Source organism: Polaromonas sp. P4_F9, assembly GCF_056401235.1.
Window position 1 is genome coordinate 36,275 of sequence record NZ_JBFUJT010000019.1, and the last position, 26,492, is coordinate 62,766.

Annotated in this window: 22 protein-coding genes; 19 read left to right on the forward strand and 3 right to left on the reverse strand. The window is 62.9% G+C overall.

Annotation, left to right across the window (positions count from 1 at the left end; genetic code table 11):
- The first annotated feature begins 176 nt into the window (after positions 1 to 176).
- The 7 genes from AC1DUB_RS17335 to AC1DUB_RS17365 all read left to right on the forward strand — a co-directional run bounded on the left by AC1DUB_RS17335 (position 177) and on the right by AC1DUB_RS17365 (position 7,976).
- The gene (locus tag AC1DUB_RS17335; RefSeq protein WP_477718553.1) at positions 177 to 1,421 is read left to right on the forward strand and encodes a CmpA/NrtA family ABC transporter substrate-binding protein; all 1,245 of its coding nucleotides are present in this window, start codon (positions 177 to 179) and stop codon (positions 1,419 to 1,421) included.
- A gap of 47 nt (positions 1,422 to 1,468) precedes the next feature.
- Positions 1,469 to 2,443, forward strand: a complete 975-nt coding sequence (gene ntrB / locus AC1DUB_RS17340; RefSeq protein ID WP_477730572.1) for a nitrate ABC transporter permease — start codon at positions 1,469 to 1,471, stop codon at positions 2,441 to 2,443.
- A gap of 36 nt (positions 2,444 to 2,479) precedes the next feature.
- Positions 2,480 to 3,292: an ABC transporter ATP-binding protein gene (locus AC1DUB_RS17345; RefSeq protein WP_477730573.1), complete on the forward strand. Its 813-nt coding sequence runs from the start codon at positions 2,480 to 2,482 to the stop codon at positions 3,290 to 3,292.
- Between the two features lie 47 nt (positions 3,293 to 3,339).
- Complete coding sequence (locus AC1DUB_RS17350; RefSeq protein WP_477730574.1) at positions 3,340 to 5,484, forward strand: ATP-binding protein; 2,145 nt, start codon at positions 3,340 to 3,342, stop codon at positions 5,482 to 5,484.
- Between the two features lie 198 nt (positions 5,485 to 5,682).
- Entirely contained in the window at positions 5,683 to 6,054 is a 372-nt protein-coding gene (locus tag AC1DUB_RS17355; protein WP_477718557.1) for a response regulator, read from the forward strand.
- A 10-nt stretch (positions 6,055 to 6,064) separates the two neighbouring features.
- Positions 6,065 to 6,523, forward strand: coding sequence for a chemotaxis protein CheX (locus tag AC1DUB_RS17360; protein WP_477730575.1), 459 nt, complete (start codon positions 6,065 to 6,067; stop codon positions 6,521 to 6,523).
- Positions 6,524 to 6,755: 232 nt separating this feature from the next.
- Positions 6,756 to 7,976: an MFS transporter gene (locus AC1DUB_RS17365; RefSeq protein WP_477730576.1), complete on the forward strand. Its 1,221-nt coding sequence runs from the start codon at positions 6,756 to 6,758 to the stop codon at positions 7,974 to 7,976.
- 149 nt (positions 7,977 to 8,125) lie between these two features.
- On the opposite strand, the gene gntR is transcribed toward AC1DUB_RS17365, so the two are convergent.
- Positions 8,126 to 9,151, reverse strand: coding sequence for an HTH-type transcriptional regulator GntR (gene gntR, locus AC1DUB_RS17370; protein ID WP_477730577.1), 1,026 nt, complete (start codon positions 9,149 to 9,151; stop codon positions 8,126 to 8,128).
- A gap of 174 nt (positions 9,152 to 9,325) precedes the next feature.
- Between gntR and AC1DUB_RS17375 the strand changes: the two genes are divergently transcribed.
- The 4 genes from AC1DUB_RS17375 (at position 9,326) to AC1DUB_RS17390 (ending at position 12,697) form a co-directional block, all read left to right on the forward strand.
- The gene (locus tag AC1DUB_RS17375) at positions 9,326 to 9,832 is read left to right on the forward strand and encodes a gluconokinase (RefSeq protein WP_477730578.1); all 507 of its coding nucleotides are present in this window, start codon (positions 9,326 to 9,328) and stop codon (positions 9,830 to 9,832) included.
- Positions 9,829 to 10,329: a TRAP transporter small permease gene (locus tag AC1DUB_RS17380; RefSeq protein ID WP_477730579.1), complete on the forward strand. Its 501-nt coding sequence runs from the start codon at positions 9,829 to 9,831 to the stop codon at positions 10,327 to 10,329. Before AC1DUB_RS17375 ends, AC1DUB_RS17380 begins: the two co-directional genes overlap by 4 nt.
- Positions 10,330 to 10,334: 5 nt before the next feature.
- Positions 10,335 to 11,627 carry a TRAP transporter large permease gene (locus AC1DUB_RS17385; protein WP_477718563.1) on the forward strand — a complete coding sequence of 431 codons (1,293 nt, stop codon included), beginning with the start codon at positions 10,335 to 10,337 and terminating at the stop codon, positions 11,625 to 11,627.
- Between the two features lie 74 nt (positions 11,628 to 11,701).
- A complete protein-coding gene (locus tag AC1DUB_RS17390) occupies positions 11,702 to 12,697 on the forward strand; it encodes a TRAP transporter substrate-binding protein (RefSeq protein WP_477730617.1) in 996 nt (331 codons plus the stop codon).
- 131 nt (positions 12,698 to 12,828) lie between these two features.
- Here AC1DUB_RS17390 and AC1DUB_RS17395 read toward each other — a convergent pair whose 3' ends face one another.
- Together AC1DUB_RS17395 and AC1DUB_RS17400 are read right to left on the reverse strand one after the other, a co-directional pair.
- A complete protein-coding gene (locus AC1DUB_RS17395) occupies positions 12,829 to 14,613 on the reverse strand; it encodes a bifunctional protein-serine/threonine kinase/phosphatase (protein WP_477730580.1) in 1,785 nt (594 codons plus the stop codon).
- A gap of 60 nt (positions 14,614 to 14,673) precedes the next feature.
- Entirely contained in the window at positions 14,674 to 15,966 is a 1,293-nt protein-coding gene (locus AC1DUB_RS17400) for a type IV pili methyl-accepting chemotaxis transducer N-terminal domain-containing protein (protein WP_477730581.1), read from the reverse strand.
- Positions 15,967 to 16,226: 260 nt separating this feature from the next.
- On the opposite strand from AC1DUB_RS17400, the gene AC1DUB_RS17405 reads away from it, so the two are divergent.
- From AC1DUB_RS17405 to AC1DUB_RS17440, 8 genes are all read left to right on the forward strand, one after another.
- A complete protein-coding gene (locus AC1DUB_RS17405) occupies positions 16,227 to 16,427 on the forward strand; it encodes a hypothetical protein (RefSeq protein WP_477730582.1) in 201 nt (66 codons plus the stop codon).
- Positions 16,428 to 16,431: 4 nt separating this feature from the next.
- Positions 16,432 to 18,864 carry a nitrite reductase large subunit NirB gene (gene nirB / locus AC1DUB_RS17410; RefSeq protein WP_477730583.1) on the forward strand — a complete coding sequence of 811 codons (2,433 nt, stop codon included), beginning with the start codon at positions 16,432 to 16,434 and terminating at the stop codon, positions 18,862 to 18,864.
- 29 nt (positions 18,865 to 18,893) lie between these two features.
- The gene (locus AC1DUB_RS17415) at positions 18,894 to 19,679 is read left to right on the forward strand and encodes a type IV pili methyl-accepting chemotaxis transducer N-terminal domain-containing protein (protein WP_477730584.1); all 786 of its coding nucleotides are present in this window, start codon (positions 18,894 to 18,896) and stop codon (positions 19,677 to 19,679) included.
- A gap of 11 nt (positions 19,680 to 19,690) precedes the next feature.
- A complete protein-coding gene (nirD, locus tag AC1DUB_RS17420) occupies positions 19,691 to 20,113 on the forward strand; it encodes a nitrite reductase small subunit NirD (protein WP_477718568.1) in 423 nt (140 codons plus the stop codon).
- Between the two features lie 250 nt (positions 20,114 to 20,363).
- Positions 20,364 to 23,372 carry a nitrate reductase gene (locus AC1DUB_RS17425; protein WP_477730585.1) on the forward strand — a complete coding sequence of 1,003 codons (3,009 nt, stop codon included), beginning with the start codon at positions 20,364 to 20,366 and terminating at the stop codon, positions 23,370 to 23,372.
- 42 nt (positions 23,373 to 23,414) lie between these two features.
- Positions 23,415 to 24,320: a DNA-binding protein YbiB gene (gene ybiB / locus AC1DUB_RS17430; RefSeq protein WP_477730586.1), complete on the forward strand. Its 906-nt coding sequence runs from the start codon at positions 23,415 to 23,417 to the stop codon at positions 24,318 to 24,320.
- Entirely contained in the window at positions 24,317 to 25,138 is an 822-nt protein-coding gene (gene cobA, locus AC1DUB_RS17435) for a uroporphyrinogen-III C-methyltransferase (RefSeq protein ID WP_477730587.1), read from the forward strand. The genes ybiB and cobA overlap by 4 nt, the downstream gene beginning before the upstream one ends.
- A 201-nt stretch (positions 25,139 to 25,339) precedes the next feature.
- Entirely contained in the window at positions 25,340 to 26,332 is a 993-nt protein-coding gene (locus tag AC1DUB_RS17440) for a hypothetical protein (protein ID WP_477730588.1), read from the forward strand.
- Positions 26,333 to 26,492: the final 160 nt, after the last annotated feature.

The window sequence follows — 26,492 nt, forward strand, 5'->3', positions numbered from 1 at the left end:
TGAACTCCCTATCGGGCATATCACTTCAACGGCGAAGTGGAATGTCCTCCCTGAACAAAGGCGTTCGCACCCTGCACTCACATCCATTGTGTTTGCCCGGGTCGAGCGCCTTTTTTGTTTTTTGTTTTTTGTTTTTTGTTTTTTGTTTTTTGTTTTTCACTTCTGGAGTCAAAACCGTGACTGATCTGCTGAAATCCTCCCTGACACGCCGTACCGTCCTGCAGGCTGCCGCAGTGGGTGCCGTGGGCATCAACCCGGCGCTGCGTGCTGCTGTCTATGCCCAGGGCTCGGACGCCCCTGAAAAGAAGGAAGTGAAGATTGGCTTCATCCCGCTGACCGACTGCGCCTCGGTGGTCATGGCCTCGGTGCTCGGCATTGACCAGAAATACGGCGTAAAAATCATTCCCACCAAAGAAGCCAGTTGGGCCGGCGTGCGTGACAAGCTGGTCAACGGCGAGCTCGACTTCGCCCACGTGCTCTACGGCCTGATTTACGGCGTGCACATGGGCACCGCCGGCCCCAAGAAAGACATGGCCGTGCTGATGACCCTCAACAACAACGGCCAGGCGATCACGCTGTCCAAGAAACTGGCCGACAAGGGTGCCGTCGACGGCGCGGGTCTGGCCAAGCTGATGGCCAGCGAAAAACGCGAGTACACCTTCGCCCAGACCTTCCCGACCGGCACGCACGCCATGTGGCTGTATTACTGGCTCGCTGCCAACGGCATCAACCCGATGAAGGATGCCAAGGTCATCACCGTACCGCCGCCACAAATGGTGGCCAACATGCGCGTGGGCAACATGGACGGCTACTGCGTGGGCGAGCCCTGGGGGCACCGCGCCATCATTGACGGCATTGGTGTCACGGCTGTCACCACCCAGGACATCTGGAAAGACCACCCGGAAAAAGTGCTGGGCACCACCGGCGATTTCGTCAAGAAGTATCCCAACACGGCACGCGCCGTCACCGCCGCCATCATCGAAGCCGGCAAGTGGATCGATGCCGGCCTGCAGAACAAGAACAAGATGGCCGAGACCGTGGCCGACAAGGCCTATGTCAACACCAGCGTGGACGCCATCAACCAGCGCATTTTGGGCCGCTACCAGAACGGCATGGGCAAGACCTGGGATGACCCGAACTACATGAAATTCTTCAACGACGGCGCGGTCACCTTCCCTTACCTCTCCGACGGCATGTGGTTCCTCACGCAGCACAAGCGCTGGGGCCTGATCAAGGACCACCCCGACTACCTCGGCATTGCCAAACAGATCAACCAGATCGACATCTACAAACAGGCCGCCACGGCGGCCAAAGTCAGCGTTCCGAAAGACGCGATGCGCACCAGCAAGTTGATCGACGGCACGGTATGGGACGGCAAGGATCCGAAGAAGTACGCCGATGGCTTCAAGGTCCACGCCTGAAATAGCCGCTGAGCATTCATCAATCTCCCACCAAAGGACGTGACACCATGGTCAGTGCCGTATTCCACAATCCGCTGGACGCCGCAGCGCCAGCCGCTCGAAGCAGCGAACGAAGCGCTGCACATCCGATAGCTGCCACCGCGCACAAACCCGGGGCGCCAGCCCTCCATGACATGAAGAATCCAGCCCCGTCCGTCATCACGGCCCCAGCAGCCCCCGCCACAGCCCGGCAGCCATGGGACTCGTCATTTCTCTGGCTCGCCATCCTGCCACCCCTGCTGGGCATGGGCCTGCTGGTGTTGGTGTGGGAGCTGGTCTCCGTGGGCACCGGCGCCAGCATTCCCTCGCCCAGGGACACCTTCACGCAGGCGGTGCAGGTGTTCAGCGACCCCTTCTACAACAAGGGGCCGAATGACCAGGGCGTGGGCTGGAACGTGCTGTCATCGCTCAAGCGCGTGGCCATGGGCTTCGGCATGGCGGCCATCGTCGGCATTCCGGTCGGTTTCATGATTGGCCGCTTCGACTTTCTGAGCCGCATGTTCAATCCGCTGATCAGCCTGCTGCGCCCGGTGTCGCCGCTGGCCTGGCTGCCGATCGGCCTGCTGGTGTTCAAGGGCGCCAACCCGGCTGCCATCTGGACCATCTTCATCTGCTCGATCTGGCCCATGATCATCAACACCGCCGTGGGCGTGCAGCGCGTGCCGCAGGACTACATGAACGTGGCCCGGGTGCTCAACCTGTCCGAATGGAAGATCGTCAGCAAGATTCTTTTCCCTGCCGTACTGCCTTACATGCTGACCGGTGTGCGCCTGGCCGTCGGCACCGCCTGGCTGGTCATCGTGGCCGCCGAAATGCTGACCGGCGGCGTCGGCATCGGCTTCTGGGTCTGGGACGAGTGGAACAACCTGAATGTCAAGAACATCATCATCGCGATTTTTGTGATCGGCATTGTGGGGCTGGTGCTGGAGTTTGCGCTGATCAAGCTCGCCACCGCCTTCACCTTCGAAGAAGTGAAGAACTGAAAAACTGATCCACCCCAACAACCGAGGATGACGACCATGAGCACATCTTTCACCACCAAGTACATCGAAATCCAGGGTGTCGAGCAGACCTTCAAGACCAAGAAAGGCCCGTTCTGCGCACTGCAAAACATCAACCTCACGGTCGCCCGCGGTGAATTCGTCGCGCTGATTGGCCATTCGGGATGCGGCAAGTCCACCTTGCTCAACCTGATTGCCGGCCTGACCACACCCACCCAAGGCAGCCTGTTGTGCGCCAACCGCGAAATTTCGGGGCCCGGTCCCGAGCGCGCCGTGGTGTTCCAGAACCATTCCCTGCTGCCCTGGCTCACCTGCTTTGAGAACGTCTACCTCGCCGTGGAACGCGTCTTTGCAGAAACCGAAAGCAAGGCGCAACTCAGGGCCCGCACCGATGCGGCCCTGGCCATGGTGGGTTTGACCCCGGCCGCACAAAAGCGCCCCGGCGAAATCTCCGGCGGCATGAAACAGCGTGTGGGTATTGCCCGCGCGCTGTCGATGGAACCCAAGGTTTTGCTGCTCGACGAGCCCTTCGGCGCCCTCGACGCGCTGACCCGCGCCAAGTTGCAGGACGAGCTGCTGGAGATCGTGGCCCGCACCCAAAGCACGGTGGTCATGGTGACGCACGACGTGGATGAAGCCGTGCTGCTCTCCGACCGCATCGTGATGATGACCAATGGCCCATCCGCCACCATTGGTGAAGTCCTGAGTGTCGAGCTGCCCAGGCCGCGCAACCGCGTGGCGCTGGCTGAAAGCGCGCAGTACCTGCAGTACCGCAAGGCCGTGATTGATTTTCTTTACACGCGCCAGGCTCATGTAGAGAAAGCTGCCTGAACAATGAGCTGAGTCGCTCCGCAAATTCCCGCCAAGAAGGATTTCCAATGTCTGCCGTATTACCTGCCCCAGGATCCAGGAAGGCCGCTGCCCTGCAGAGCCGGTCGCTCAGCACACAGCGAACGCGCTCCCGCGGCCTTGCTTCATTGGGGAAATACCGGGAAATCATCATTGCGGTGGCCCTGTTTCTGCTGTTCGACCTGGGTGTTCTGGTCCTGAACTTCTACACCTCGTTCAAGATTGACCAGGACACCGTCGCCATCAACCTGTCAGGCCGCCAGCGTTATGTCTCGCAGCGCGTCGCACGGACCTTGCTGGAGCTTGACGCCATGCGCGTCGCGGGCATTGCCTACAAACCCGAGACGCTGAGCGAGCTGCGCGCCGGCACCAAGATCTTCCAGATCTCGCAGACCGCTTTTCGGGACGGCGGGACGGTTCCCGGCGGCGACGGCAAACCGGTCTACCTGGAACCCGTGGTGTCCAGCCGCGGGCGCGAGCTGGAAAGCAAGGTCGATGCGCTGTGGAAACCCTATTACGACCTGCTGCAACCTCTGCTCGCCAGCGACAACTTCACACCGCAAGAACTGGCCGCAGCGCTCGCCTACAGCCAGGCCAACAACATCAAGCTGCTGGGCATTGCCAACGACTTCGTCACTGAAACCCAGCAGATAGGCGGATCGCGCGCCAGCATTCTGCGCATGGTGCAAACCGGCGGCATCATCCTTGCCCTGCTCAACTTTGCCTTCATCCTGTTCAAGTTCCTGCGCCGCCTCAATACCTCGGATGCAGCCATCGAAGCCGCCAATGAGGAGAACCGCGAGATTCTTGTGAGCGTGCGCGAGGGCCTGTTCCTGCTCACGCCCGACAACCGCCTGGGCTCACAACTGTCCCGTTCGGCCCATGAACTGTTCGGCAGGTCACTGGTGCCTGGCCAGAACTTTTTTGAACTGCTGTCCACCCTGGTTTCAGAGAAGGCGCTCAACGACGCGCGGGACTATGTCCAGCTCCTGTTCTCGCCGCACGTCAAGGAACAGCTGGTCCAGGGCATCAACCCGCTGGCCGAGGTGGAACTCACGGTGAGGAACCGGCTAGGTCAGGACACCACCCGCTACCTGTCCTTTCACTTCAACCGGGTGCAGGAAGATGACACCGTTCACCACCTGCTGGTGACCGTACAGGACATCTCGGAGAAAGTGGAACTGCAGGCCCGGCTGGCCAGCGAGCGTCAGCGCTCGCAAAAAGAGCTGTCCATGATGCTCAAGGCCTTTGAAACCGATCCGGCCATGATGCGGGCGTTTGTCGAGCGGGCCGAAGCTTCGCTGCTGGAGGTGAACGACCTCTTGCGAAGCACCTCGTCCGCCGCTTCCGAAATACAGGTGCTCAAGGCCGTGGACGGTGCATACCGCCGCGTCCACGCCATCAAGGGCGATGCGGCGTCCCTGGGCCTGGAAATTCTGGCCACGCTGGCCCACCAGTTCGAAAACGAACTGCAAAAACTCAAGGACAGCGGCGCCCCCACCGGCGACGCGCTGCTGGCCCTGCCTTTGCCGCTGGAGGACCTACTGAACAAGGTCGCCTCGTTCAAGGCACTCGGTCGGAGAAAAACAGGCGGCGAGACCCAGTCGACGGAGGGCTCGGCGCATGCCCTGAACGCTGCGCTGACGAAACTGGCCACCGATGTAGGCAACGACTGCGGCAAACGTATCAATGCCACCGTGCGCATGAGCAGTGCCCTGGACATGGCGGCCGACAAGATCGACCTGGTGCGCGAAATCGCCATCCAGCTGATTCGCAATGCCGTGGTGCACGGCGTCGAGGCACCCTCTACCCGGCTCGCGTCACAAAAACCCGCTGAAGGGCAAATTGCGGTCAACCTCACCCGCGATGAAAGCAGCCAGTGGCAGCTCAGTGTTCGCGACGACGGGGCCGGCCTCAATGCGGCCCAGGTGCGCCAACGCCTGCTGGAGCTGAACTGGTACACCGCAGAGCAGCTGCAGGGTTTCAGCGACAAGCAGGTCATCGCGCACATCTTCAAGCCCGGGTTCTCCACCGCCCTGGCCACGTCCCGGCATGCCGGCCGCGGCGTTGGCCTGGACCTGGTGCAGGCGAATGTGCAGAACCTGGGCGCACGTTTGCTGCTGTCGAGCACGCCGGGCCAGCACACCGAATTCAAGATCAGTTTTGCGGGCTAGAGATATGGCCCCCACGCTTGTCACTTCGTGTAATGCGCTGCCCCCCGAGGGGGCTGCTGCGCCTGCGGTCTGGCAAAGCCAGTCCCGCGGCCCCTGCTTGATCTGGATTGAAGTCCCTAGGGGGCTGCGCTTGCTCGGGGCGGGCCCGGCGCGGCGCACTGTGGCCCCCACAGAAAAACCACAAAGAGGAGTAGCACCATGCGACTGTTAATCGTTGACGACTCCAACATGATCCGCACCCGCATCTCGCGGGTGGTCCAGAACGGCGGCCTCAAGGGCGTCGTGCTGGCGGGCCTTGCCAAAAACGGCGTGGAGGCTGTGCGCATTGCCAAGGCCACGCACCCCGAGGTGGTCACCATGGACCTGACGATGCCCGAAATGGACGGCATCGAATGCATTCAGGCGCTGCTGAGATTTGATCCGAAGATCAACATTCTGGTGGTCAGCGCCCTGAGCGACAAATCAACCGCGATCCAGGCGCTCAAGCTGGGTGCGCGCGGCTTTGTTGCCAAACCTTTTACCGACGAAGAGCTGCAAATGGCATTGCTCGACGTTGCCGATGCCCGCTAAGGAGAGCTTTGTGGCCACGCTCAACGAAACCGACCTCAAACTGTTCATCGACTCCATCAGGCATTACCTGAAGGTCACCACCCGGCAAGAACCCCAGATCACCTCGGCCTTTCTCGGGACAGGCGATGTTGAAGGCTTTGAATTCAACGGCCTCGTCACTTTTTCCGGCAGCCACAACGGCCATGTCATCGTCTCGATGCCGGCCAAACTGGTGCGCGAGATTTTGCTGCTGCAGCACGAGACCGACCTGAGCGACAGCAACCTGCTGGACGCTGTCGGCGAAATCGCCAACACACTGGCCGGCAATGCCCGCAAGGCCCTGGGGCCAGAACTCCAGATCTCGGTTCCGATCAAGCTGCATGGCGTGCAGGGCATCAAGGCGAGGGTGCGCAAGCATCCGTATGTGATCACCCTGCGCTGGAACCACTATGAAGCCCTGGTGTGCGTGGACATGGAACGCAGGCACTGATCGGACAACACCGATAGCAGGAGCAGACAGCAGACAGACCGCCAAAACAGCGCCCGAACAAACGCCCCGCCCTGCCATCAGGGCCGGGCGTGCACGATATTTGTGCGCCGCACCAAAATACCCCTGTTTTCGGCCAAAAATTGCGCCTCAACAGTGCACTTTCCACGCCCCAAGGTGGCATGATTTTCGCACTCATTCTGTGAATCAATCATCTTCATAGAAGGTTTGCACCATGCTGGGGTTTCGTAATTTTCTCAAGGCTGGCCACGGGCCAACGCTGGGCGCGGCGTTTTTCTATTTCGCGTTTTCGTGCTGCATCTGGGTCATGAACGGCGCCATGGCGCCCTTTATTTCGGAAACCTACGGCCTGTCGCCCACGCAAAAAGGCGTGATGCTGTCGATTCCTATTTTTGCCGGGGCCCTGATGCGCTTTCCGCTGGGCGTGCTGGCCCAGTACATCGGCCGCAAAAATGCCACGCTGGTCGAGATGGGCATGATCATGGTCGCGCTGCTGTTCGGCTATTTTCTAGTCGACTCCTATAACAGCCTGCTGGCCATGGGTGTGCTGCTGGGCATTGCCGGCGCCAGTTTCGGCGTGGCGCTCAGCCTCGGTTCGGGCTCCTTCCCGGCACGCTACAAAGGGCTGGCCATGGGGCTGGTCGGTGCGGGCAACGTGGGCACGGCCGTCTCGGTGCTGGTAGCGCCCGCGCTGGCCCAGCGTTTTGGCTGGCAGTCGGTCTACGGCATTGCCGCGCTGGCCATGCTGCTGCCGATGGCCGCCATGATCTTGTTTGCCAAGGAGCCGGACGACGTTGACAGCCATGCCAGCCTGCGCGAACACGTGGCCTGCCTGTTCGAAAAAGACGGCTGGGCCTTCAGCCTGCTCTACGCCGTGACTTTCGGCGGCTTCATCGGCCTGGCGACCTTTCTGCCGTCCTACTATTACGACCAGTTCGGCGTGAGCAAGGTGCAGGCCGGTCAGTTGTCAATGCTCGCGGCCTTCATGGGTGCGGCGCTGCGCATTTTTGGCGGCTGGATCTCGGACCACTGGGGTGGCGTCAATACCTTGAGTGCGGTGCTGCTCACGATTGCCGGCACGTTGGTCGCCTGCGGCCTGGCCACCTCCTCCCTGGTCGCGACCACGCTGCTGCTGATGCTGTGCTTCGCAGCGCTGGGTGCCGGCAACGGCGCGCTGTTCCAGTTGGTGCCGCTGCGCTGGCCGCTGGCTACCGCGGTGGCAGGCTCCATGATTGGCGAGATCGGCGCGCTGGGTGGCGGCCTCGTTCCCAATGCCATGGGTCTGTCCAAACAATACACCGGAACCTACATGTGGGGCTTCATATTTTTTGCTGCGCTGTCGCTGATCATGCTGGCGATGCTCCGCGTCATGCAGATCCGCTGGACCCGCACCTGGGCAGAAAAGGGAGGTCGTGCGCGCGCCGTTCCCGCGTGACCTCGCTTTCATGACAGGCTGGATTCGCGGCGCGGAGTGACGGCCGCGCAGCAGGTAGCCGAAGACAAAAGCCGGTAGAGCGCGTAGCGCCTGAGCCGGCACAAAACCGCTTGCTTCTTTTGCTTTTCTTGCGTGACTAGTTCGGAGTACTAGGTGCTACCGCGCACCACCAGTTCATAGCCTACATTCACGCAGGGTTCCGCCACCGGATCACCATGCATGAGGGCCAGCAGCATGCTGGCAGCCGCCGTGCCGATTTCAGCGCGCGGCGTGCGAACCGTGGTGAGGGTCGGCAGCATCTGGTCGCTTCCGGTCAAGTCGTTGAACCCGGCAATGGCAACCCGCCCCGGCACTGCAACGCCCAGGCGCAAGGCGGCCAGCAAAGCGCCTTGCGCCAGGTCATCATTGCAGAAGAACACCGCGTCCACTGCAGGCTGCTGCCCCATGATTTGCTCAAACATCTGCGCACCGAGCGCGAGCGAAGAAGGCGCCGGATTCAGCCATTCAAGCTGCGGCGCATAAAGGCCTGCTGAGCCAAGCTCACGGCGCCAGCCCTCCAGCCGCTGCAGTGTCCGCGGGTCCAGCTGGGCGCCGGCAAACGCGATCCGCCGGCGACCTCTTTGCAGCAAATGGCGCGTCATCTCGGCACCGGCATCGGCCTGCGAGAAGCCGACGCAGTACAGGCCCGGCACACCGGCCGCGTCCATCAGGTGAACACAGGGAACGGCGCTCTGCAGGATCAGGGCGCGGGTGGCGTCGTTGCGCTCGAGTCCGGTCACCATGAGCCCGGCCGGACGATGCAGCAACTGCTCGCGCAACAAATGCTCTTCCTCGCTCGCGTCGTAATGCGTGATGCCAATCAGGGTCTGGAAGCCGGCGGGGCGCAAGGTCCGCTGGACCGCTTCGAGCAGGTCGACGAACAGGGCGTTGGACAGCATCGGTATCAGCACCGCCACATGGGAGCTGTGGCGCGACGCCAGCGCCCGCGCCGCCGGGTCCGGCACATAGCCCAGCTTGCTGGCCGACGCCTGGACACGGGCCACCAACTCGGGGTCGACCGCTCGCTCGCCCCGCAGGGCGCGCGAAACCGTGATGGGACTCACCCCGGCCGCCTGCGCCACATCGGCGAGCGTCACGCGGCCAGTCGCACGGGGTCGTGCTGGGTGTGAGTTCATGGTTTAGGGTAAATACCGAGTTGGCAAATGATCATATTCGCATAGGATAGCGCTATCCAAACGTAAGCGAGCCATGGGAATTCCCTAACTGGAAGTGAAATTCTTCTGGGGAGAAGTCCAAAATCGGCCGCTATTTTTTAAAACCCATTGGGATAGCGCTATCCAATTTTCAAAATGAGTGATTCCATCGTCATCATGGGTGTGGCCGGTTGCGGCAAGTCCAGCCTGGGACGGGCGGTTGCCCAACTCACCGGCCTGCAGCTGATCGAGGGAGATGACCACCACAGCCCCGAGAGCCTGGCCAAAATGAGCCAGGGCATCGCACTGACCGACGCGGACCGCGATGGCTGGCTGGGCAGGCTCAGTGCCGAGTTGCGGGCACATCCCGGCGGGCTGGTCCTCACCTGCTCGGCGCTCAAGCGCAGCTACCGCGAACGGCTGCGCCAGGCCGCCCCCGGCCTGCGGTTTGTTTACCTTGAGATCAGCCGTGCGCAGTCCCAAGCCCGTGTGCAAGCCCGCGCCGCGACGCATTTCTTTTCCACCAGCCTGGTCGACAGCCAGTTTGCCGCACTGGAGCCGCCCACCGGCGAGGCCGGCGTGCTGCCCGTCGATGCATTGGCCCCCATTTCACAACTGCAAGCCGAAGTCACCGCGTGGCTGGGCACCAAGGAGCAAGCATGAATCAGGAAGAACCGTCCGGCGTTTTCCGGAGTTTGAGCAACACCGCCATGGCCATTTGCCTGGGCGTGATGGCGGTCGCCGTCTTTGTCAACGTCGTTCTGCGCTACGGCTTCGGCAGCGGCGTCGCAGCCAGCGAAGAGCTTTCCCGCCTGCTGTTCGTCTGGATGGTTTTCATTGGCGCCACGGCCGCTTACCCGGCCGGCGAGCACATGGCATTCACGTCGCTGGTCGGGGCCCTGCGCAACCGGCCCCGCCTGATGACAGCCATGACGCTGCTGATCCGGCTGCTGGTGCTGCTGGGTAGCGCCTTGCTGGCCTGGGGCGCGTGGCAACAGGTGGTTGTCGGCATAGACAGCCGTTCCGTGGTGCTGGGCTACCCGACGGCGCTGTTGCCCCTGCCGGCCTTTTTGTGCGCGACAGCCATCGGGCTGATGGCGCTCGTCGAACTGATTAAACGCACACCGCTGGACCTCGGTCACGGTGTGGAAGTGGAGTAAGCAGCATGAGCAACGAAGGCCTGGCATTCATCATTTTTTCCGCGGGCATGCTGCTGCTGATGGGCATCGGCATGAACATGGCCCTGGCGCTGGTGCTGACAGGCGCCGGCATGGCCTGGGTGCTCGGATTCTGGGACACGCAGCTGCTGGCGCAAAACCTGGTGGCCGGCGTGGACAGCTTTCCGCTGCTGGCCGTTCCGTTTTTCATCCTGGCCGGCGAGCTGATGAACTCGGGCGGCATCAGCCGCCGCATCATCGCCATGGCCCAGGCCTGGGTGGGCCACATCCGCGGCGGCCTCGGCTTTGTCGCCATTGGCGCTGCCGTGCTGATGGCCAGCATGAGCGGATCGGCGCTGGCCGACACGGCCGCGCTGGCCACCATCCTGCTGCCCATGATGCGCCAGCAGGGCTATCCGATGCACACCTCCGCGGGCCTGCTTGCTTCGGGCGGCATCATCGCGCCCATCATCCCGCCGTCCATGCCCTTTGTGATTTACGGCGTCACGACCAACACGTCGATATCGGCGCTGTTTATCTCCGGCATCGTGCCGGGGCTGATCATGGGTGCGGGCCTCATCGTGGCCTGGAAGCTGGTGCTGCGCAAGATCGAGCTGCCTTCCGGTGAGCCCCTGTCCATGGCAGAGCGCCTGCGAGCCACCGCCAAGGCTTTCTGGGCCCTGCTGATGCCCCTCATCATCATCGGCGGCATGAAGTCAGGCATCTTCACACCGACGGAAGCCGCCGTGGTGGCCGCTTTCTACGCGCTGGTGGTGGCCCTGTTTGTGCACCGCGAGATGAAACTCACCGAAGTGCATGGCGTGCTGGTTCGTGCGGCCAAGACCACCGCCATCGTGATGTTCCTGTGCGCCGGTGCGCAGGTGGCCAGCTACATGATCACGCTGGCCGACCTGCCCAGCGTGCTGGTGTCCTGGCTGGGCCCGCTGGTGCAGAGCCCCCGCCTGCTGATGGCCGTCATGATGGTCACGCTCGTCATCATCGGCACGGCGCTGGACCTGACGCCGACCATCCTGATCTTTGCGCCGGTCATGTTGCCGATCGCGGTCAAGGCCGGCATCGACCCGGTGTACTTCGGGCTGATGTTCATCCTCAATGGCGCCATCGGCCTGATCACGCCACCGGTCGGCACCGTGCTCAACGTCGTGGCGGGCGTCGGCCGGCTGTCGATGCACCAGGTCATCAAGGGGGTCAACCCCTTCCTCGTCACCTACCTGCTGATCCTTTCCGTGTTCGTCATGTTCCCGCAGATCGTCACCGCACCCGTTGCGTGGATGCGCTGACCGCTTTCTCTGACCTCTTTCATTTTCACTTTCAAACCAAGGAGACTTCCGTGATTCATTTCCGCCGTACCCTGATGGCCCTTACCGCCGCAGCCGCCCTGACCGCGTCGTTTGCCGCCCTGTCACAAGACATCAAACCCCGCCTGATCCGCTTCGGCTATGGCCTGAACGAGCAGAGCAACCAGGGCCGCGCCGCCAAGGTCTTTGCCGACCAGGTCGAAAAGGCCTCCGGCGGCAAGATGAAGGTGCGGGCCATCGGCGCAGCAGCGCTGGGCCCCGACACGCAGATGCAGCAGGCCCTGATTGGCGGAGCCCAGGAGATGATGGTGGGATCCACCGCCACGCTGGTGGGCATTACCAAGGAGATGGCGCTGTGGGACACGCCCTTCCTGTTCAGCAACGCGCGCGAGGCAGACCAGCTGCTGGACGGCCCGATTGGCGAGAAGGTCAAGGCCAAGCTGCAGGACAAGGGACTGGTCGGCCTGGTGTACTGGGAAAACGGATTTCGCAACCTCACCAACAGCAAGCGCCCGGTCAACAAGATGGAAGACCTCGATGGCATCAAGCTGCGGGTCATGCAAAACAACGTCTTTCTCACCAGCTTCAAGACGCTGGGCGCCAACGCCGTGCCCATGGCCTTCTCGGAGCTGTTCAGCGCACTGGAGACCAACACGGTGGATGGCCAGGAAAATCCTTACAACACCATCCTGTCGAGCAAGTTTTATGAGGTGCAGAAATACCTGACCGTGACCAATCACGTGTACAGCCCGTGGATTGTTCTGGTCAGCAAGAAATGGTGGGACCAGCTCTCGAAAGACGAGCAGAAGGTGTTGATGGATGCGGCGAAGGCCAGCCGCGACTTCGAGCGCAAGGACACCCGCCAGGAAGCCGCGCAAGCCGTGGCCGAACTCAAGGCCAAGGGCATGAAGGTCAATGAACTGTCTGACGGCGAAGCTTCGCGCATGCGCAACAAGCTGACCAAGGTCTATGCCCTGATCGGTGCGGATGTCGGCATGGAGACCTGGATCGAAACGCAGAACGAACTGCTGAAAATCCGCAGCAAGAAGTAAGCGCCTGCAACCAGGGTTGCGCCGAAGCAGGGGTGGGAGGCGGAAAGCCGGAAGGCCGGAAACTCCCCCACCCTTCTCTTTCCGCACTTCCCGGGCTGTAGCGCCAGGTGGCCCGTAATGGCCCGCAATGATTATTTCGGCAAGAACAGCAGCCAGTAAATCAGCAGCAGGTTCACCACCACACTGATCACCAGGCCGACCTTCAGCAGCGCAGCGGGATCCCGCTGGATCAGGCGGGATGCGGGCGGCGCCGTCAATGGCCGCGAGGCGCCCCGTTCCAGCGCCAGCAGCAGCTCCTCGGCCGTCTCGAAGCGTTGGCGCTTGTCGCGCGCCACGGCCTTCAACACCACATGGTCCAGCCAGATCGGTACCTCGGGGTTGTGGCGGCTTGGCGGAATCGGGTCGTGGTAGTAGCGCCCCGCCTGATAGGGCAGCACCTCGCCATACGGGAGCTTGCCGGTCAGCAGCTGGTACAGCGTCACGCCGAGCGCGAACAGGTCGCTTTGCGCATCAGGCAACTCTGCGGCCAGGTCGCTGCTGGCCCCGCCGGTCTTGACACCAAAACCCCACTGCTCGGGATTGATGTAGCTGGGCGTTCCGGCATGCAGCTGGCGCATGGCCTCGGGCTCGCGGCCCGTCAGGGCAACCCCCAGATCGAGCACGCGAAGCATGCCGTCCTCACCCTGGTGCAGGTTGGCGGGCTTGATGTCGCGGTGGATCACACTCTGGCGGTGCAGGCGACCGAGGGCTTTCGCAGCCTGGGTGGCCACCGTCAGGACCTGCGGCAGGCTGAAGGCATGCTTGCGGTCGAGTTGCTGCTGAAGCGTTTCACCGGCATGCCAGTCGTAGAGCAGATAAAAGGCACTGGCTGCCTCGACGCCCGGCGGATGGTCATGCAGATTGACAAGATGGTCGGCCGCGCGGGACGACTGCATGCGCTTGGCCAACCAGGCTTCGTGGGCCAGCATGGCGCGCTCCTCGGGATCCTGCGCACGTGCAGGGTGCAGCGTCTTGATGGCATAGAGTTTCTGGCTCGCGACATCCCGTACCTGGTAGAGCAGGTTGACGCCATTGTCTGCAACGAGGGCCGTCACGGACAGGCCATCCAGCACACTGCCTACCTTGAGCCGCCGCGGCACCGGCAAGGCCAGCGCCTGGCGGTTTTCATCCTGCAGATTCGCATCGAGCAAGCCCAGCACGCGCACCACCAGGGCAGTGACGTTATCCGTCGTGCCTGCGGCCATCGCGGCATCAACCAGCTGCTGGCTGAGGGTTTTCGCATCAACCCCGGTGTCTCCGGCACGCCCGGGAATGCTGGCGGGCAGAACCAGGGCATCGAGCCGCTTGCCCGACAGTACGTTGTGCACCCCATCAGACAGCAGCACGAAAATATCGCCCACCTGCAGGTCACCCTGGGAGTAGTCCACCACCAGGCGGTCTTCCGCGCCCACGCAGCGCAGCAGCTGATGCCGGAAATCCGGGTGGTCGACCACGTGGTCGCTGGTGAGCTGCACCAGGTGGCCGGCACGCAGCAGGTAAGCGCGGGTGTCGCCGACATGGGCCAGCGAATACGACTGACCCCGCAACACCACGGCCGTCAGGGTGGTCAGGCCGATCGCCGGATGCCTGCGCCGGTTCAGGCCCGCCAGCCAGGCGTTTTGCGCGCCAATGATCCGGTCCAGCGCCACCGTGGTGTCCCAGGTTTCGGGGGTGCCGTAGTAATCGCGTACCAGGCTGGTGACGGTGGTTTGTGCCGCCTCTTTGCCCATGCCGCCGGTGCTCACGCCGTCGGCAATCGCCACAATGGAACCCATTCCCTCCCGGCCGGGCTCCGGCAGCATGGCTGCGCAGAAATCCTCGTTGCTGTCTTTGCGGCCCGCAAGCGTTGCGAAGCCAATGTCCAGGTCAAATGCCATGCACCAACATAAGCAAGTCCCATGCCCGAATTTGGTGCACTGCAATATAAAACATGCCCGTTACCCCACCAGCATCTGCATGCTGCGCTCGTAATGCACCGACAGTCTCTCGAAGACATCCAGCAATTCCTCGCTGGCCACCGCCAGGCGCTCCAGGCGCGCCAGCAGTTCCGGGGCACCCTGCCCGACGGGTGCGGCGCCGGCCAGCATGTGCTCCCAGCACGCGGCGGCAGCGTCCAGCGAGGTGCGAATGTCCCCGCTGGTGAGGGGGATTTCATTCAGGTATTTCAGCGCCTGCTCGAAGGCCGCCCGGGACTCGGCCATGCCCTCGATGTAGCGCGACGTGGCGGCCCTGCCCCCCATCGCCTCGAGCAAGGCATATTTTGCGAAACGCTGGCTTAGCATGCGCTGGCGGCCTGCCAGGTTGAGGACCTGCAGCGGGGGCATGGCACCCGCATTTTCCAGGCTGCTGGTCAGCCGCTCGGCTTCCTGTAGCAGCTGCTCGGCGAGTTCGTCGAGCGGGCCCATATGGCGAGCCTGCGGTTCGTCCTGCAATGCCTGCTTGAGCTGGCCCCACGTCTGCACGACCTGCCCCAACAAGTCCCCGAAGGTGGGCTGGGACAGACTTTTGCCGAGGGCCGCAATGTTCGCGTCAATGCGCAGGACGGACTCCTTCAGGTGCTCTTTGGCCTGCGCGACCTGCACCCCCGCCAATTGCTGCAGGGCCAGCTTCACCAGCCGCTGCGACAGCATGCGCAACTGTCCGGAACGGTTGACATCTTCCGCGAAACGCGCCGAATGGATGATCTGCTGCGACACCTGGCCCAGGCGCTGGTTGGTGTGCATGGAGGCGGTGCGCAGCATCTGGAACGCGTCGTCGTCCGACACCTGGCGCGCGCGCATCAGGATGCCCTTGGCACGGTCCACCATCTTGCGCTCTTCTAGGCGGCGTGACACCTCAAACATCTCCGCCCGCAAGGCCTGCTCGCGGCTGAAGCGGGCCTGCGCCAGATGAATGAGCGAGCGCAGGCGCTGCTGGCCATAGCCATTGATGACATAGGCATGAACGCCCGCGGCCAGGGCCCGCGTGATCTTTTCGGCGTCGCCATCGCTGGTGAACACGATGACGGTACGCGGCGAGGTCTCCGAAATGACCTGCAGGGCCCTGAACAGCGCCTCATCCGGCATCGAGTCATGGCAAATCACCAGGTCTGGTGCGTGCCGCAGCACCTCCTGCACCAGTTTGCTGCGCTCCTCGATGCAGCCGAGAACCTGGATTCCGGTCGCCTCGAGGTCGGACGCCAGCGGATGCGCGCCCGGCGGGCCGTTCAGATGTACCAGTGCGGAAGTCATAAAAATCAATGGGTTAAGAGGGAGTATGAGAGAAAACCGGCCTGTGCGACACCCCGCCGCGCGCCCTGAAACCGCCCCCGCCGATGCCATGCAGCTTTCGGGCCGGGAATCTGGCACAGATTTTGCACTAACAATCGCGGGCGTAACGGAGCGCCCAACCTTAGCGAAAGCACTGCGGGTTCTGCGCATAACGACGTGCGTATTGATGTGCCTCATACCGGTTTTACCGCCGGTTCCCTGTTTTGACAGGAGAGAGCATCATGGTTCCTACCTCATTTTTCCATAGTCCACCGGGCTGCAAGGCCATAGGCTCGGCTGCCTGGCTGACGGCCGGAACGCCTGCCCGCGTGGGCAGCTGCGAGACCGCGGCCTTGCGACTGGTCGGCCCTGCGTTGCCGGCGCTCAGTCGCGGCAGGTTTGGCATGACGCTTGCACTTACAACATTGAATCCACTGGAGTGACCCCATGAAAAAATCGAAACTGGTAATGGTCGGCAACGGCATGGCGGGGGTTCGCACCATCGAGGAATTGCTCAAGGTCGCACCCGAGCTGTACGACATCACCGTCTTCGGTGCCGAGCCGCACCCCAACTACAACCGCATCCTGCTCAGCCCGGTGCTGGCCGGCGAGCAGACGCTCGACGAGATCGTGCTGAACAGCTGGGACTGGTACAAGGACAACCACATCACGCTGCACGCCGGCAAGAAGGTTGTTGAAGTCGACCGCGTCCGCCGTGTCGTGCGCGCCGACGACGGCACCGAAGAGAAATACGACCGGCTGCTGATGTGCACCGGCTCCAACCCCTTCATCCTGCCGGTGCCCGGCAAAGACCTCCAGGGCGTGATCGCCTACCGCGACATCGCCGACACCAACGCGATGATCGAGGCCTCCGAGAAATACAAGAAAGCCGTAGTGATTGGCGGCGGCCTGCTGGGCCTGGAAGCGGCCAATGGCCTCATGCTGCGCGGCATGGAGGTCACCGTGGTTCACGTCATGCCCTGGCTCATGGAGCGCCAGCTCGACGATGTGGCGGGCAAGCTGCTGCAAAAGTCGCTGGAAGACCGCGGCCTCAAATTCATGATTGGCGCGCAAACCCAGGAACTGACCGGCGGTGCCGATGGCCGTGTCAAGTCCATCAAGTTCAAGGACGGCACCGAGCTCGACACCGACCTCGTGGTGATGGCCGTGGGCATCCGCCCCAACACCGAACTGGCCGAAAAGATGCGCCTGCACTGCAATCGCGGCATCGTCGTCAATGACACCATGCAGACCGTGACCGATGCCCGCATTTACTCGGTGGGCGAGTGCGCTGCGCACCGCGGCATCGCCTACGGCCTGGTGGCGCCGCTGTTCGAGCAGGCCAAGGTGGCCGCCAATCACCTGGCGCAGTTCGGCATTGGCCGTTACACGGGCTCGCTTACCTCCACCAAGCTCAAGGTCACAGGCATCGACCTGTTCTCGGCCGGCGAGTTCATGGGCGGCGAAGGCACCGAGGAGATCGTGATGAGCGACCCCTTCGGCGGCGTCTACAAAAAACTCGTGATCAAGAACGACAAGCTGATTGGCGCCTGCCTCTACGGCGACACCGTCGACGGCAGCTACTACTTCAAGCTGTTGCGCGACGGGCGCAGTATTGGCGACATTCGGGACAAGCTGGTATTTGGCGAATCCAACATAGGCGACGCCGGCCACGAAGGCCACAACAAGGCCGCCGCCATGCCCGACGAGGCGGAGGTCTGCGGCTGCAATGGCGTGAACAAGGGCACGATCTGCAAGGCGATCAAGGAAAAAGGCCTGTTCACGCTGGATGAAGTGCGCAAGCACACCAAGGCCAGCGCCTCCTGCGGCTCCTGCACCGGTTTGGTCGAACAGATCCTGATGTTCACCGCCGGCGGCGACTATTCAGCCACGCCCAAGCTCAAGGCCATGTGCGCCTGTACCGACCATGGCCACCAGGCCGTGCGCGACGCCATCCGCGCCAACAAGCTGCTCACCATTGCCAGCGTGCACAAGTTCCTGGAATGGAAGACGCCCAACGGCTGCGCAAGCTGCCGCCCGGCCGTCAACTACTACCTCATCAGCACGTGGCCCAAGGAAGCCAAGGACGACCCGCAAAGCCGCTACATCAACGAGCGCAGCCATGCCAACATCCAGAAAGACGGCACGTATTCCGTCATTCCGCGCATGTGGGGCGGCGAAACAACCGCCGACGAATTGCGCCGCATCGCCGACGCGGTGGACAAGTACAAGATCCCGACGGTCAAGGTCACGGGCGGCCAGCGTATCGACCTGCTCGGCGTGAAGAAGGAAGACCTGCAGAACGTCTGGAAAGACATCGGCATGCCTTCCGGCCACGCCTACGCCAAGGCGCTGCGCACGGTGAAGACCTGCGTGGGCAGCGAATGGTGCCGCATGGGTACGCAGGACAGCACGCAAATGGGCAAGGACCTGGAGCGCGCGATGTGGCGCATGTACGCGCCGCACAAGGTCAAGTTCGCGGTGAGCGGCTGCCCGCGCAATTGCGCCGAATCCGGCATCAAGGACGTGGGCATCATCGGCGTGGATTCGGGCTGGGAGATGTACATTGCCGGCAACGGCGGCATCAAGACCGAGGTCGCCCACTTCTTCACCAAGCTCAAGACCGCAGCGGAAGTGCTGGAATACACCGGCGCCTTCTGCGAGTTGTACCGCCAGGAGGGCTGGTACCTCGAGCGCACCGTGCATTATGTCAACCGCGTCGGCCTCGACTACGTCAAGAAACGCATTCTGGAGGACCACGCCGGCCGCAAGGCGCTGTGGGAGCAGCTGCAGTTTGCACTGGACGGCGAGCCCGATCCGTGGTTCGAAGCCGACAAGGCATCGGTGGACACCCGCCAGTTCGAGAAGCTGCCGGCCTGAGCGCGCAGACATAACAACAAGGAATACTGATGATCAAGCGAAGAATTTTCATTGCGTCTGCGGCCCTGGTCGGCGTGACAGTTCACTCGCAGGTGGCCGATATGCACGATGCGATCAACAAGGCGGGGCGCCAGCGCATGCTGTCGCAGCGCATGAGCAAGGCTTACCTGGCCCTCATCCAGAAAGTGGAAACCGGCAGTGCCCAGCAGGTACTGGACCGCTCGATGGCCACGTTCGACCGCCAGCTGGTCGAGCTGAAGGCCTATGCGCCCAGCCCGGACATTCGCAACACCTACGCCAAGCTCGAAGGCGCCTGGAGCGAATTCAAGTCCGTGCTGGTCGGCACCGTGCCCGGCAAGGAACACGTGCCCCATCTGATCCAGCTGGATACGAATATCCTGGCGCTGGCCCACCAGGGCACGATGCAGTACGAGCAGGCGGCTGGCAAGGCCACGCTGGGCAAGCTCGTCAACATCGCGGGCCGCCAGCGCATGCTGTCGCAGCGCATGGCCAAGTTCTACCTGGTCAATTCGCTGCATGTGGACCCGCAGGGCAGCATTGCTGAAATCGGAAAGTCGCGCGCTGAATTCCTGGCCGCGCTGGAAGTGCTGCGCAAAGCGCCCGAGGCGACCTCGAAGATCAAGGAAGAGCTGGCCCTCGCCGATGCGCAGTGGATCTTCTTCGACCAGGGCCTGCAGCGGCTGGACGGCGTGCGATCCACGCCAAAAATGATGTCCGATGTGTTCGTGTCCAGTGAAAACCTGCTGAGCGTCATGGACCGCATCACCGGTCTGTACACCAATATCAACGCATAAAGAGCCACACCATGAGTGAATGGAAAAAAATCTGCCTGGTCAATGAGATCCCCGTGCTCGGCTCGCGCCGGGTGGCGCGCGCAAAAGGCATCGATGTCGCCGTGTTTCGCAATTCCGAAGACCAGGTGTTTGCACTGCTCGACCGTTGCCCGCACAAAGGCGGCCCCCTGTCGCAGGGGATTGTCTTCGGCACCAGCGTGGCCTGTCCGCTTCACAACTGGACGATTGGCCTGGATGACGGCTGCGCCAAGGCGCCAGACGTAGGCTGCACCACGAAGTTTGCGTGCAAGGTGGAAGCTGGCGACGTGTTCCTGGATGCGGTCGAGCTGGCGACGCTGGCGGTCGATGTGAAACCGCCACGCGCCGGCCCGGGTGCATCGTCGGGCGCCATCGGCGACGAAAGCTTCAACGTGCAGACACCGCACACGGCGTGAGCCCAGGGGACCCCGCAAATTCAATGACAAACACCGCCGTGCAAGAAACGCGCTCCCACCGCCCCTGCTGCCATCCAGCCGCCGGGGCAGCTGATCGCTTTGTGTTAACGCCCACATACAGCCGGAGCTCCGCTGACCATGGCTGATACCCGATCTACCTGTCCCTGTTGTGGTGTCGGCTGCGATCTCGCGCTGGCGCGCGGATCGCTTGGCGACAACATGAAACACCGCAGCCGGAGCTCTGCTGAACATGGCTGATACCCGATCTACCTGTCCCTATTGTGGTGTCGGCTGCGGTGTGATCATCGAATCACAAGGCGATCAGATCACAGGCGTGCGCGGCGACCCCGATCATCCCGCCAATTTCGGGCGCCTGTGCACCAAGGGCTCGACCCTGCATCTCACGGCCTCCGCGCCTGTCACGCGGCAAACGCGCCTGCTGTATCCGATGCGGCGCGAACACCGCCGCGAGGCGGCGCAACGCGTGTCGTGGGACAGCGCGCTGGCCTTCGCCAGCGAGAGTTTTGCGCAAATCATCCGCGACCACGGACCGGATGCCGTGGGCTTTTATATTTCTGGTCAGTTGCTCACGGAGGACTACTACGTCTTCAACAAGCTGGCCAAGGGCCTGATCGGCACCAACAACGTCGACACCAACTCGCGCCTGTGCATGAGCAGCGCGGTGGCCGGCTACAAGCAGACGCTGGGCGCCGACGCTCCGCCTGCCTGCTACGACGATGTGAACCATGCGCAGTGCATTTTCATCGTCGGCAGCAACACGGCTTACGCACACCCCATCCTGTTCCGGCGCATTGAAGATGCCAAGGCCAAAAGCCCGCAGCTCAAGATCATCTTCTGCGATCCGCGCCGCACAGACACGGCCGAGATCGCCGACCTGTACCTGCCCATTCAGCCCGGCACCGATGTCTCGCTCTTCAATGGCATGCTGCACATCATGCTCTGGGAAGGCTGGGTCCAGGCAGACTACATTGCGGCCCACACCAGTGGTTTTGAGGCGCTCAAGGCCACGGTACGCGACTACACGCCCGATCTGGTCGCCGAAACCTGCGGCATCAAGAAAGAAGACCTGTTCTCGGCGGCAAAGCTGTTTGCCACCTCGGCCGCCACCCTGAGCCTGTACTGCCAGGGCCTGAACCAGTCCAGCAGCGGCACCGCCAAGAACGCGGCGCTCATCAACCTGCACCTGGCCACCGCGCAGATCGGCAAACCGGGTGCGGGCCCCTTCTCGCTCACCGGCCAGCCCAACGCCATGGGCGGCCGCGAGGTTGGCGGACTGGCCAACCTGCTGAGCGCCCACCGCGACCTGGCGAACGCGGACCACCGCGCGGAAGTTGCCGCGCACTGGGGCGTGCCCAGCGTTCCTGAAGCCCCCGGCAAGACAGCGGTCGAGATGTTCCAGGCCGCCGCCGACGGCGAAATCAAGGCGCTGTGGATTGCCTGTACCAACCCGGCCCAGTCCATGCCCGACCAGGCCACCGTGCGCCGCGCGCTGGAGCGGGCCGAGTTCGTCGTGGTGCAGGAAGCCTTTGCCACCACCAGCAGTTGCGATTACGCCGACCTGCTGCTGCCCGCCACCACCTGGGGCGAGAAAACCGGCACCGTCACCAACAGCGAGCGCCGCATCAGCCGTGTGCGGCCGGCCGTGCCCGCCCCCGGCGAGACCCGGCATGACTGGTCGATTGCCGTGGCCTTTGCGCAGCGGCTGGAGAAACTGCTGGGAGCGCAGAGCCCTCACCCCAACCCTCTCCCAAAGGAAGAGGGAGTCATACAAGAGACACAAGAGACAAGCAATTCACCTTCTTCACTCCCTCTCTCTCTGGGAGTGGGCAGGAGTGAGGGTGCGCAAACAGGCTCGCTCTTTCCTTATTCGCTAAGCGATGAAGCGGCTGGCGTTGAAACCATCTGGAACGAACACCGCGAATCCACCCGCGGCCGCGACCTCGACATCACCGGCATGAGCTACGCCATGCTGGAAGAATCGCCCCAACAATGGCCCCTGCGCGAAGGTGAAACCACGGGCAAGGTTCGCCTGTATGAAGACGGCATCTTCCCGACGGCCGATGGCAAGGCCAAATTCGTCAACACCGTCTACAAGCCAGTGGCCGAGCCGCGCGAATCCCGCTATCCGTTCTCGCTGACCACCGGGCGCCTGCGCGACCAGTGGCACGGCATGAGCCGCACCGGCACGCTGGGGCGGCTGTTCGGCCATGTGGCCGAGCCGGCCATCCAGATGAACGCGCAGGACATGGCACGCCGACTGCTCAATGAAGGCGACCTGGTTCACGTCACCTCCAAGCGCGGCTCCATCGTGGTGCCGGTGCAGTCCAGCAGCGAGATCGGCATGAGCCAGGCCTTCATGGCCATGCACTGGGGTGAGGAGTACCTGAGCGGCCGCTCCAGCACCGGCGCGCCGCTGGCCGGCGTCAATGCCCTCACCACGTCGGCCTACTGCCCCAGCTCCAAACAACCCGAGCTCAAGCATGCCGCGGTCAAAATCCTCAAGGCCGAGCTGCCCTGGTCGCTGCTGGCCATGGCCTGGCTGCCCGAGGACGACGCGCTGGGTGCGCGGGAACAGCTCAAGCCGCTGATGGCGGCGTTTCCCTTCTCCAGTTGCGTGCCCTTTTCCAACAACACACCGCTTGCGCAGAGCAGCCGCGAACGCACCGGCCTGCTGTTTCGCGCCGCGGCCGATGAAGCACCATCTGCCGAAACGCTGGCCAGCATCGAACGCATTCTGGGTCTGGCCGGCAGCGACGCGCTGCGCTATGCCGACAAAAAGAAAGGCCAGCACCGCACCGTGCGGCTGGTTCGCAACGGCGATCAGGCCGAGCTGGCCGGGTTTGTGCTCGCCGGCGACACCAGCGCCCAGGCGTGGATCAAGACCCTGCTGCAGGACGAACTCCCGGCACAGACCTACGGCCGCCTGTTGTTGCTGCCCGGCGCCAAACCGCCTGTCACGGTGCAGTCGCGCGGCAAACAGGTCTGCACCTGTCTGAACGTGACTGACACGGCCATCGCCGATCACCTGACCGCGCTCAGCCACGGTGAGGGCGGAGCCGGCTACCTGGGCACCGACGAGGAGCGCCTGGCCTCGCTGCAGGGCGCACTGAAATGCGGCACCAACTGCGGCTCCTGTGTCCCTGAACTCAAACGGCTGGTGCGCTCCGCCAGAAGTGCGCAACCTCCCGGGGCGGGGCCCGCCGGGCGTACGGTAATCCCGATCCGGCAGCTCGCTTAAGCTCATAATGAAAAGTTATCTTTCTTGACAGACAATTGCCTCATGGGCATTAGTCAGTACATCAAGGTCATCGGTCGTGGCAAGCAGGGCGCGCGTTCGATCACGCGCGAACAGGCGAGCGACCTGTTCGGCCAGGTGCTGGACCGCACGGTGACCGATCTCGAAATTGGCGGCTTTTGCCTGGCCATGCGCATCAAGGGCGAAACCCCGGAAGAGATGGCGGGGTTTCTGGACGCCACCTACCAGCGGCTGAACCACCTGCCCGCCACCGACCGGCCCCTGGTCGTGCTGCCCAGCTACAACGGCGCCCGCAAGCTGCCGGTGCTCACACCTCTGCTGGCGCTGTTGCTGGCGCGCGAAGGATTGCCGGTGCTGGTGCACGGCACAGCCACCGAGTCGAGCCGGATTTTTGCATCAGACGTGCTCTCAGCCCTTGATATCCACGCGCTGACAGCTACCAGAACCATAGCAAACGGCGAGGTGGCCTTTGCCGCCACCGAACTGCTGTGCCCCGGCCTCAAGCAGTTGCTGGACGTGCGGCGTGCTGTGGGGCTGCGCAACCCGGCGCACAGCCTGGTCAAGATCATGAACCCCTGCCTGGGCAAGGCGCTGGTGGTCAGCAGCTACACCCATCCCGAATACGCGATCTCCATGGGGCAGATCTTCGAGCTCATCGGAGCCAACGCCCTGCTGCTGCGCGGCACCGAGGGCGAGGTGGTGGCCGACGCGCGCCGCACACCGCAAATGGAAGCCTTTATCGCCGGCCGGCGCACCCTGCTGCAGGCCGCGCAGCCGGGCACCCTGGCCAGCGTGCCAGACCTGCCCAGAGAGATTGACAGCGCCAGCACCGCCGCGTATATCCGCGCGGTCCTCTCGGGTACACATGCCGTACCCGCATCGATTGCCCGGCAGGTGGAACATATCTTGCAACTGGTCTCGCAACTATGAAAAGCAAAATCCAACCCGCCCACCATGACAGACGCAACCTGATGCCCGGTGGCAAGTGCCTTCTTGTCGGCGCCGGCCCGGGCGACCCGGAGCTGCTCACCCTCAAGGCGCTCAAGGCCATCCAGAACGCCACCGTCCTGCTGGTCGACGACCTCGTCAGTGACGAAATCGTCGCCTTTGCGCGACCCGGCGCGCGCATTGTCCACGTGGGCAAGCGCGGCGGCTGCAAATCCACTCCGCAGGCCTTTATCGAGAAGCTCATGATCATGGCGGCCCGGGAAGGCGAAAACGTCGTGCGGCTCAAGGGCGGCGATCCCTTCATCTTCGGCCGCGGTGGCGAAGAAGTCGAGCACCTGAAGGCTGCCGGCGTGGAGGTGGAGGTCATCAATGGCATCACCGCCGGACTGGCCGCCGTGACCTCGCTGGGCGTGCCGCTCACGCACCGCCAGCATGCGCACGGCGTGGTGTTTGTGACCGGCCACGCCAAGCCCGGTGATGCCGGCACCGACTGGGCCGCCTTGGCGGCAACGGCAGCGCAGGCCAGGCTCACCCTGGTGATCTACATGGGTGTGACGGGTTCACAGCACATCCAGGACCAGCTGTTGCAGGGCCTGCCCGCGGACACCCCGGTGGCCATCATCCAGAATGCCAGCCTGCCCGACCAGCGCCACGCGGTCACCACCCTGGCAACCATGCGCACCACGATCGCTCGCGAACACCTGCAGAGCCCCAGCGTGATCGTGGTGGGCGATGTACTGCGCGGCGTGGCCCTGCTGGCCGAGCAACCGGAAGAACAGAACCTGCGGGAGTTTGGCTGAGGCGCTGAGGCCCTGAGCCCTGCGGTCCACGATGACCGTTGAGCCACGAGGTGGCATGCAGGAGTGCCGGCGTGCTTCGTTACTCGCCCCACTCCCTATTTTGAACGCGACGCGCTTCGCCTCACGTACGCACTCGCTTCGAATTTCATGGGTTTGACATGCAGACCGGCTATGCTCCGCATTTTTGATCGGACGAAGCTCATGTCAACCCGTCTTCTGGTCGGCGCCCTGCTGGCGCTCAGCGCGGCCTGCGCCCACGCGCAAAGCTTTTCATTCGGCCTGTGGGGCGACATGCCGTACCAGAAGGCCGGCGACGACGCCAAAATTCCCGCCCTGCTCAAAAGCATCAACCAGTCCGACATCGCCTTCTCGCTGTATGACGGCGACATCAAGGACGGCAGTTCCCGGTGCACTGATGACATCTACACCTCGGCGCTGGCCATGTTTGGCCAGATGAAAAAACCCGTGGTGTATGTCCCGGGGGATAACGAATGGACCGACTGTCACCGCCTCAACAATGGCGGCTACGATGCGCTGGAGCGTCTGGCCCATCTGCGTAAAACCATGTTCCCCACGTCCCGCAGCCTGGGCAAGCGCCAGATGCCGCTGATCCATCAGGGTCAGCCGGGTGAAAAGTTTTATGAAAACACCCGCTTCAGCCATCGCCGGATTGTCTTCGTCACGCTCAATGTGCCCGGCAGCAACAACAACCTGATCCTGGATGAAAAGGATTGCACGTTGAAAAGCGCCCGCACTGCCATTCAATGCGAGGCGGGCAATGCCGAGTACCTCGAGCGCGACGCGGCCAACGTGCAGTGGATGCAGCAGGCTTTTCAGGCTGCCAGGGAGTTGAAGGCGCCCGGCATCGCCCTGGTGATTCAGGCCGATCCTGGATTCGACTTGCCGGAGACCGAAGACCTCGACGAGAGCAAGGCGGCCAGGTTCAGCGGCTATCGCAACTTCATCGACAAGCTGACCACCGAGACAGAACAGTTCGCCGGCCAGGTCTTGCTGGTACACGGCGACACGCATTTCTTCAAGGTGGACAAGCCGCTGTACAGCCCCGGCAAACTGCTAGCCAACCTGACCCGCCTGGAAACCTTTGGCAGTCCGCTGATTCACTGGGTGCGCGTCACGGTGGATGCTAAGAGTCCCAATGTTTTCACCATCCATCCCGTGATCGTCAAGCAATAAACCCGCAACCTTTGAGCATAAGCCGCAAGCCAGACGCCATCATCCCGGCGGGCTACACTTTCGTGTTTTAAAAGCGCAGCTGTCGGCCACGGCCTGTTGGCGGGATTTGCCGGCGGACAGGCCAAAAACGCCGTCGTAGTTCCGCTATGCTTTTTATAGC

What these genes read in the sequence shown, in the direction of transcription:
- ntrB (WP_477730572.1), top strand. Translation starts at nt 1,469, where the DNA reads ATGGTCAGTGCCGTATTCCACAATCCGCTGGACGCCGCAGCGCCAGCC.
- AC1DUB_RS17345 (WP_477730573.1), top strand. Translation starts at nt 2,480, where the DNA reads ATGAGCACATCTTTCACCACCAAGTACATCGAAATCCAGGGTGTCGAG.
- AC1DUB_RS17350 (WP_477730574.1), top strand. Translation starts at nt 3,340, where the DNA reads ATGTCTGCCGTATTACCTGCCCCAGGATCCAGGAAGGCCGCTGCCCTG.
- AC1DUB_RS17355 (WP_477718557.1), top strand. Translation starts at nt 5,683, where the DNA reads ATGCGACTGTTAATCGTTGACGACTCCAACATGATCCGCACCCGCATC.
- AC1DUB_RS17365 (WP_477730576.1), top strand. Translation starts at nt 6,756, where the DNA reads ATGCTGGGGTTTCGTAATTTTCTCAAGGCTGGCCACGGGCCAACGCTG.
- gntR (WP_477730577.1), bottom strand. Translation starts at nt 9,151, where the DNA reads ATGAACTCACACCCAGCACGACCCCGTGCGACTGGCCGCGTGACGCTC.
- AC1DUB_RS17375 (WP_477730578.1), top strand. Translation starts at nt 9,326, where the DNA reads ATGAGTGATTCCATCGTCATCATGGGTGTGGCCGGTTGCGGCAAGTCC.
- AC1DUB_RS17380 (WP_477730579.1), top strand. Translation starts at nt 9,829, where the DNA reads ATGAATCAGGAAGAACCGTCCGGCGTTTTCCGGAGTTTGAGCAACACC.
- AC1DUB_RS17385 (WP_477718563.1), top strand. Translation starts at nt 10,335, where the DNA reads ATGAGCAACGAAGGCCTGGCATTCATCATTTTTTCCGCGGGCATGCTG.
- AC1DUB_RS17390 (WP_477730617.1), top strand. Translation starts at nt 11,702, where the DNA reads ATGGCCCTTACCGCCGCAGCCGCCCTGACCGCGTCGTTTGCCGCCCTG.
- AC1DUB_RS17395 (WP_477730580.1), bottom strand. Translation starts at nt 14,613, where the DNA reads ATGGCATTTGACCTGGACATTGGCTTCGCAACGCTTGCGGGCCGCAAA.
- AC1DUB_RS17400 (WP_477730581.1), bottom strand. Translation starts at nt 15,966, where the DNA reads ATGACTTCCGCACTGGTACATCTGAACGGCCCGCCGGGCGCGCATCCG.
- AC1DUB_RS17405 (WP_477730582.1), top strand. Translation starts at nt 16,227, where the DNA reads ATGGTTCCTACCTCATTTTTCCATAGTCCACCGGGCTGCAAGGCCATA.
- nirB (WP_477730583.1), top strand. Translation starts at nt 16,432, where the DNA reads ATGAAAAAATCGAAACTGGTAATGGTCGGCAACGGCATGGCGGGGGTT.
- AC1DUB_RS17415 (WP_477730584.1), top strand. Translation starts at nt 18,894, where the DNA reads ATGATCAAGCGAAGAATTTTCATTGCGTCTGCGGCCCTGGTCGGCGTG.
- nirD (WP_477718568.1), top strand. Translation starts at nt 19,691, where the DNA reads ATGAGTGAATGGAAAAAAATCTGCCTGGTCAATGAGATCCCCGTGCTC.
- AC1DUB_RS17425 (WP_477730585.1), top strand. Translation starts at nt 20,364, where the DNA reads ATGGCTGATACCCGATCTACCTGTCCCTATTGTGGTGTCGGCTGCGGT.
- ybiB (WP_477730586.1), top strand. Translation starts at nt 23,415, where the DNA reads ATGGGCATTAGTCAGTACATCAAGGTCATCGGTCGTGGCAAGCAGGGC.
- cobA (WP_477730587.1), top strand. Translation starts at nt 24,317, where the DNA reads ATGAAAAGCAAAATCCAACCCGCCCACCATGACAGACGCAACCTGATG.
- AC1DUB_RS17440 (WP_477730588.1), top strand. Translation starts at nt 25,340, where the DNA reads ATGTCAACCCGTCTTCTGGTCGGCGCCCTGCTGGCGCTCAGCGCGGCC.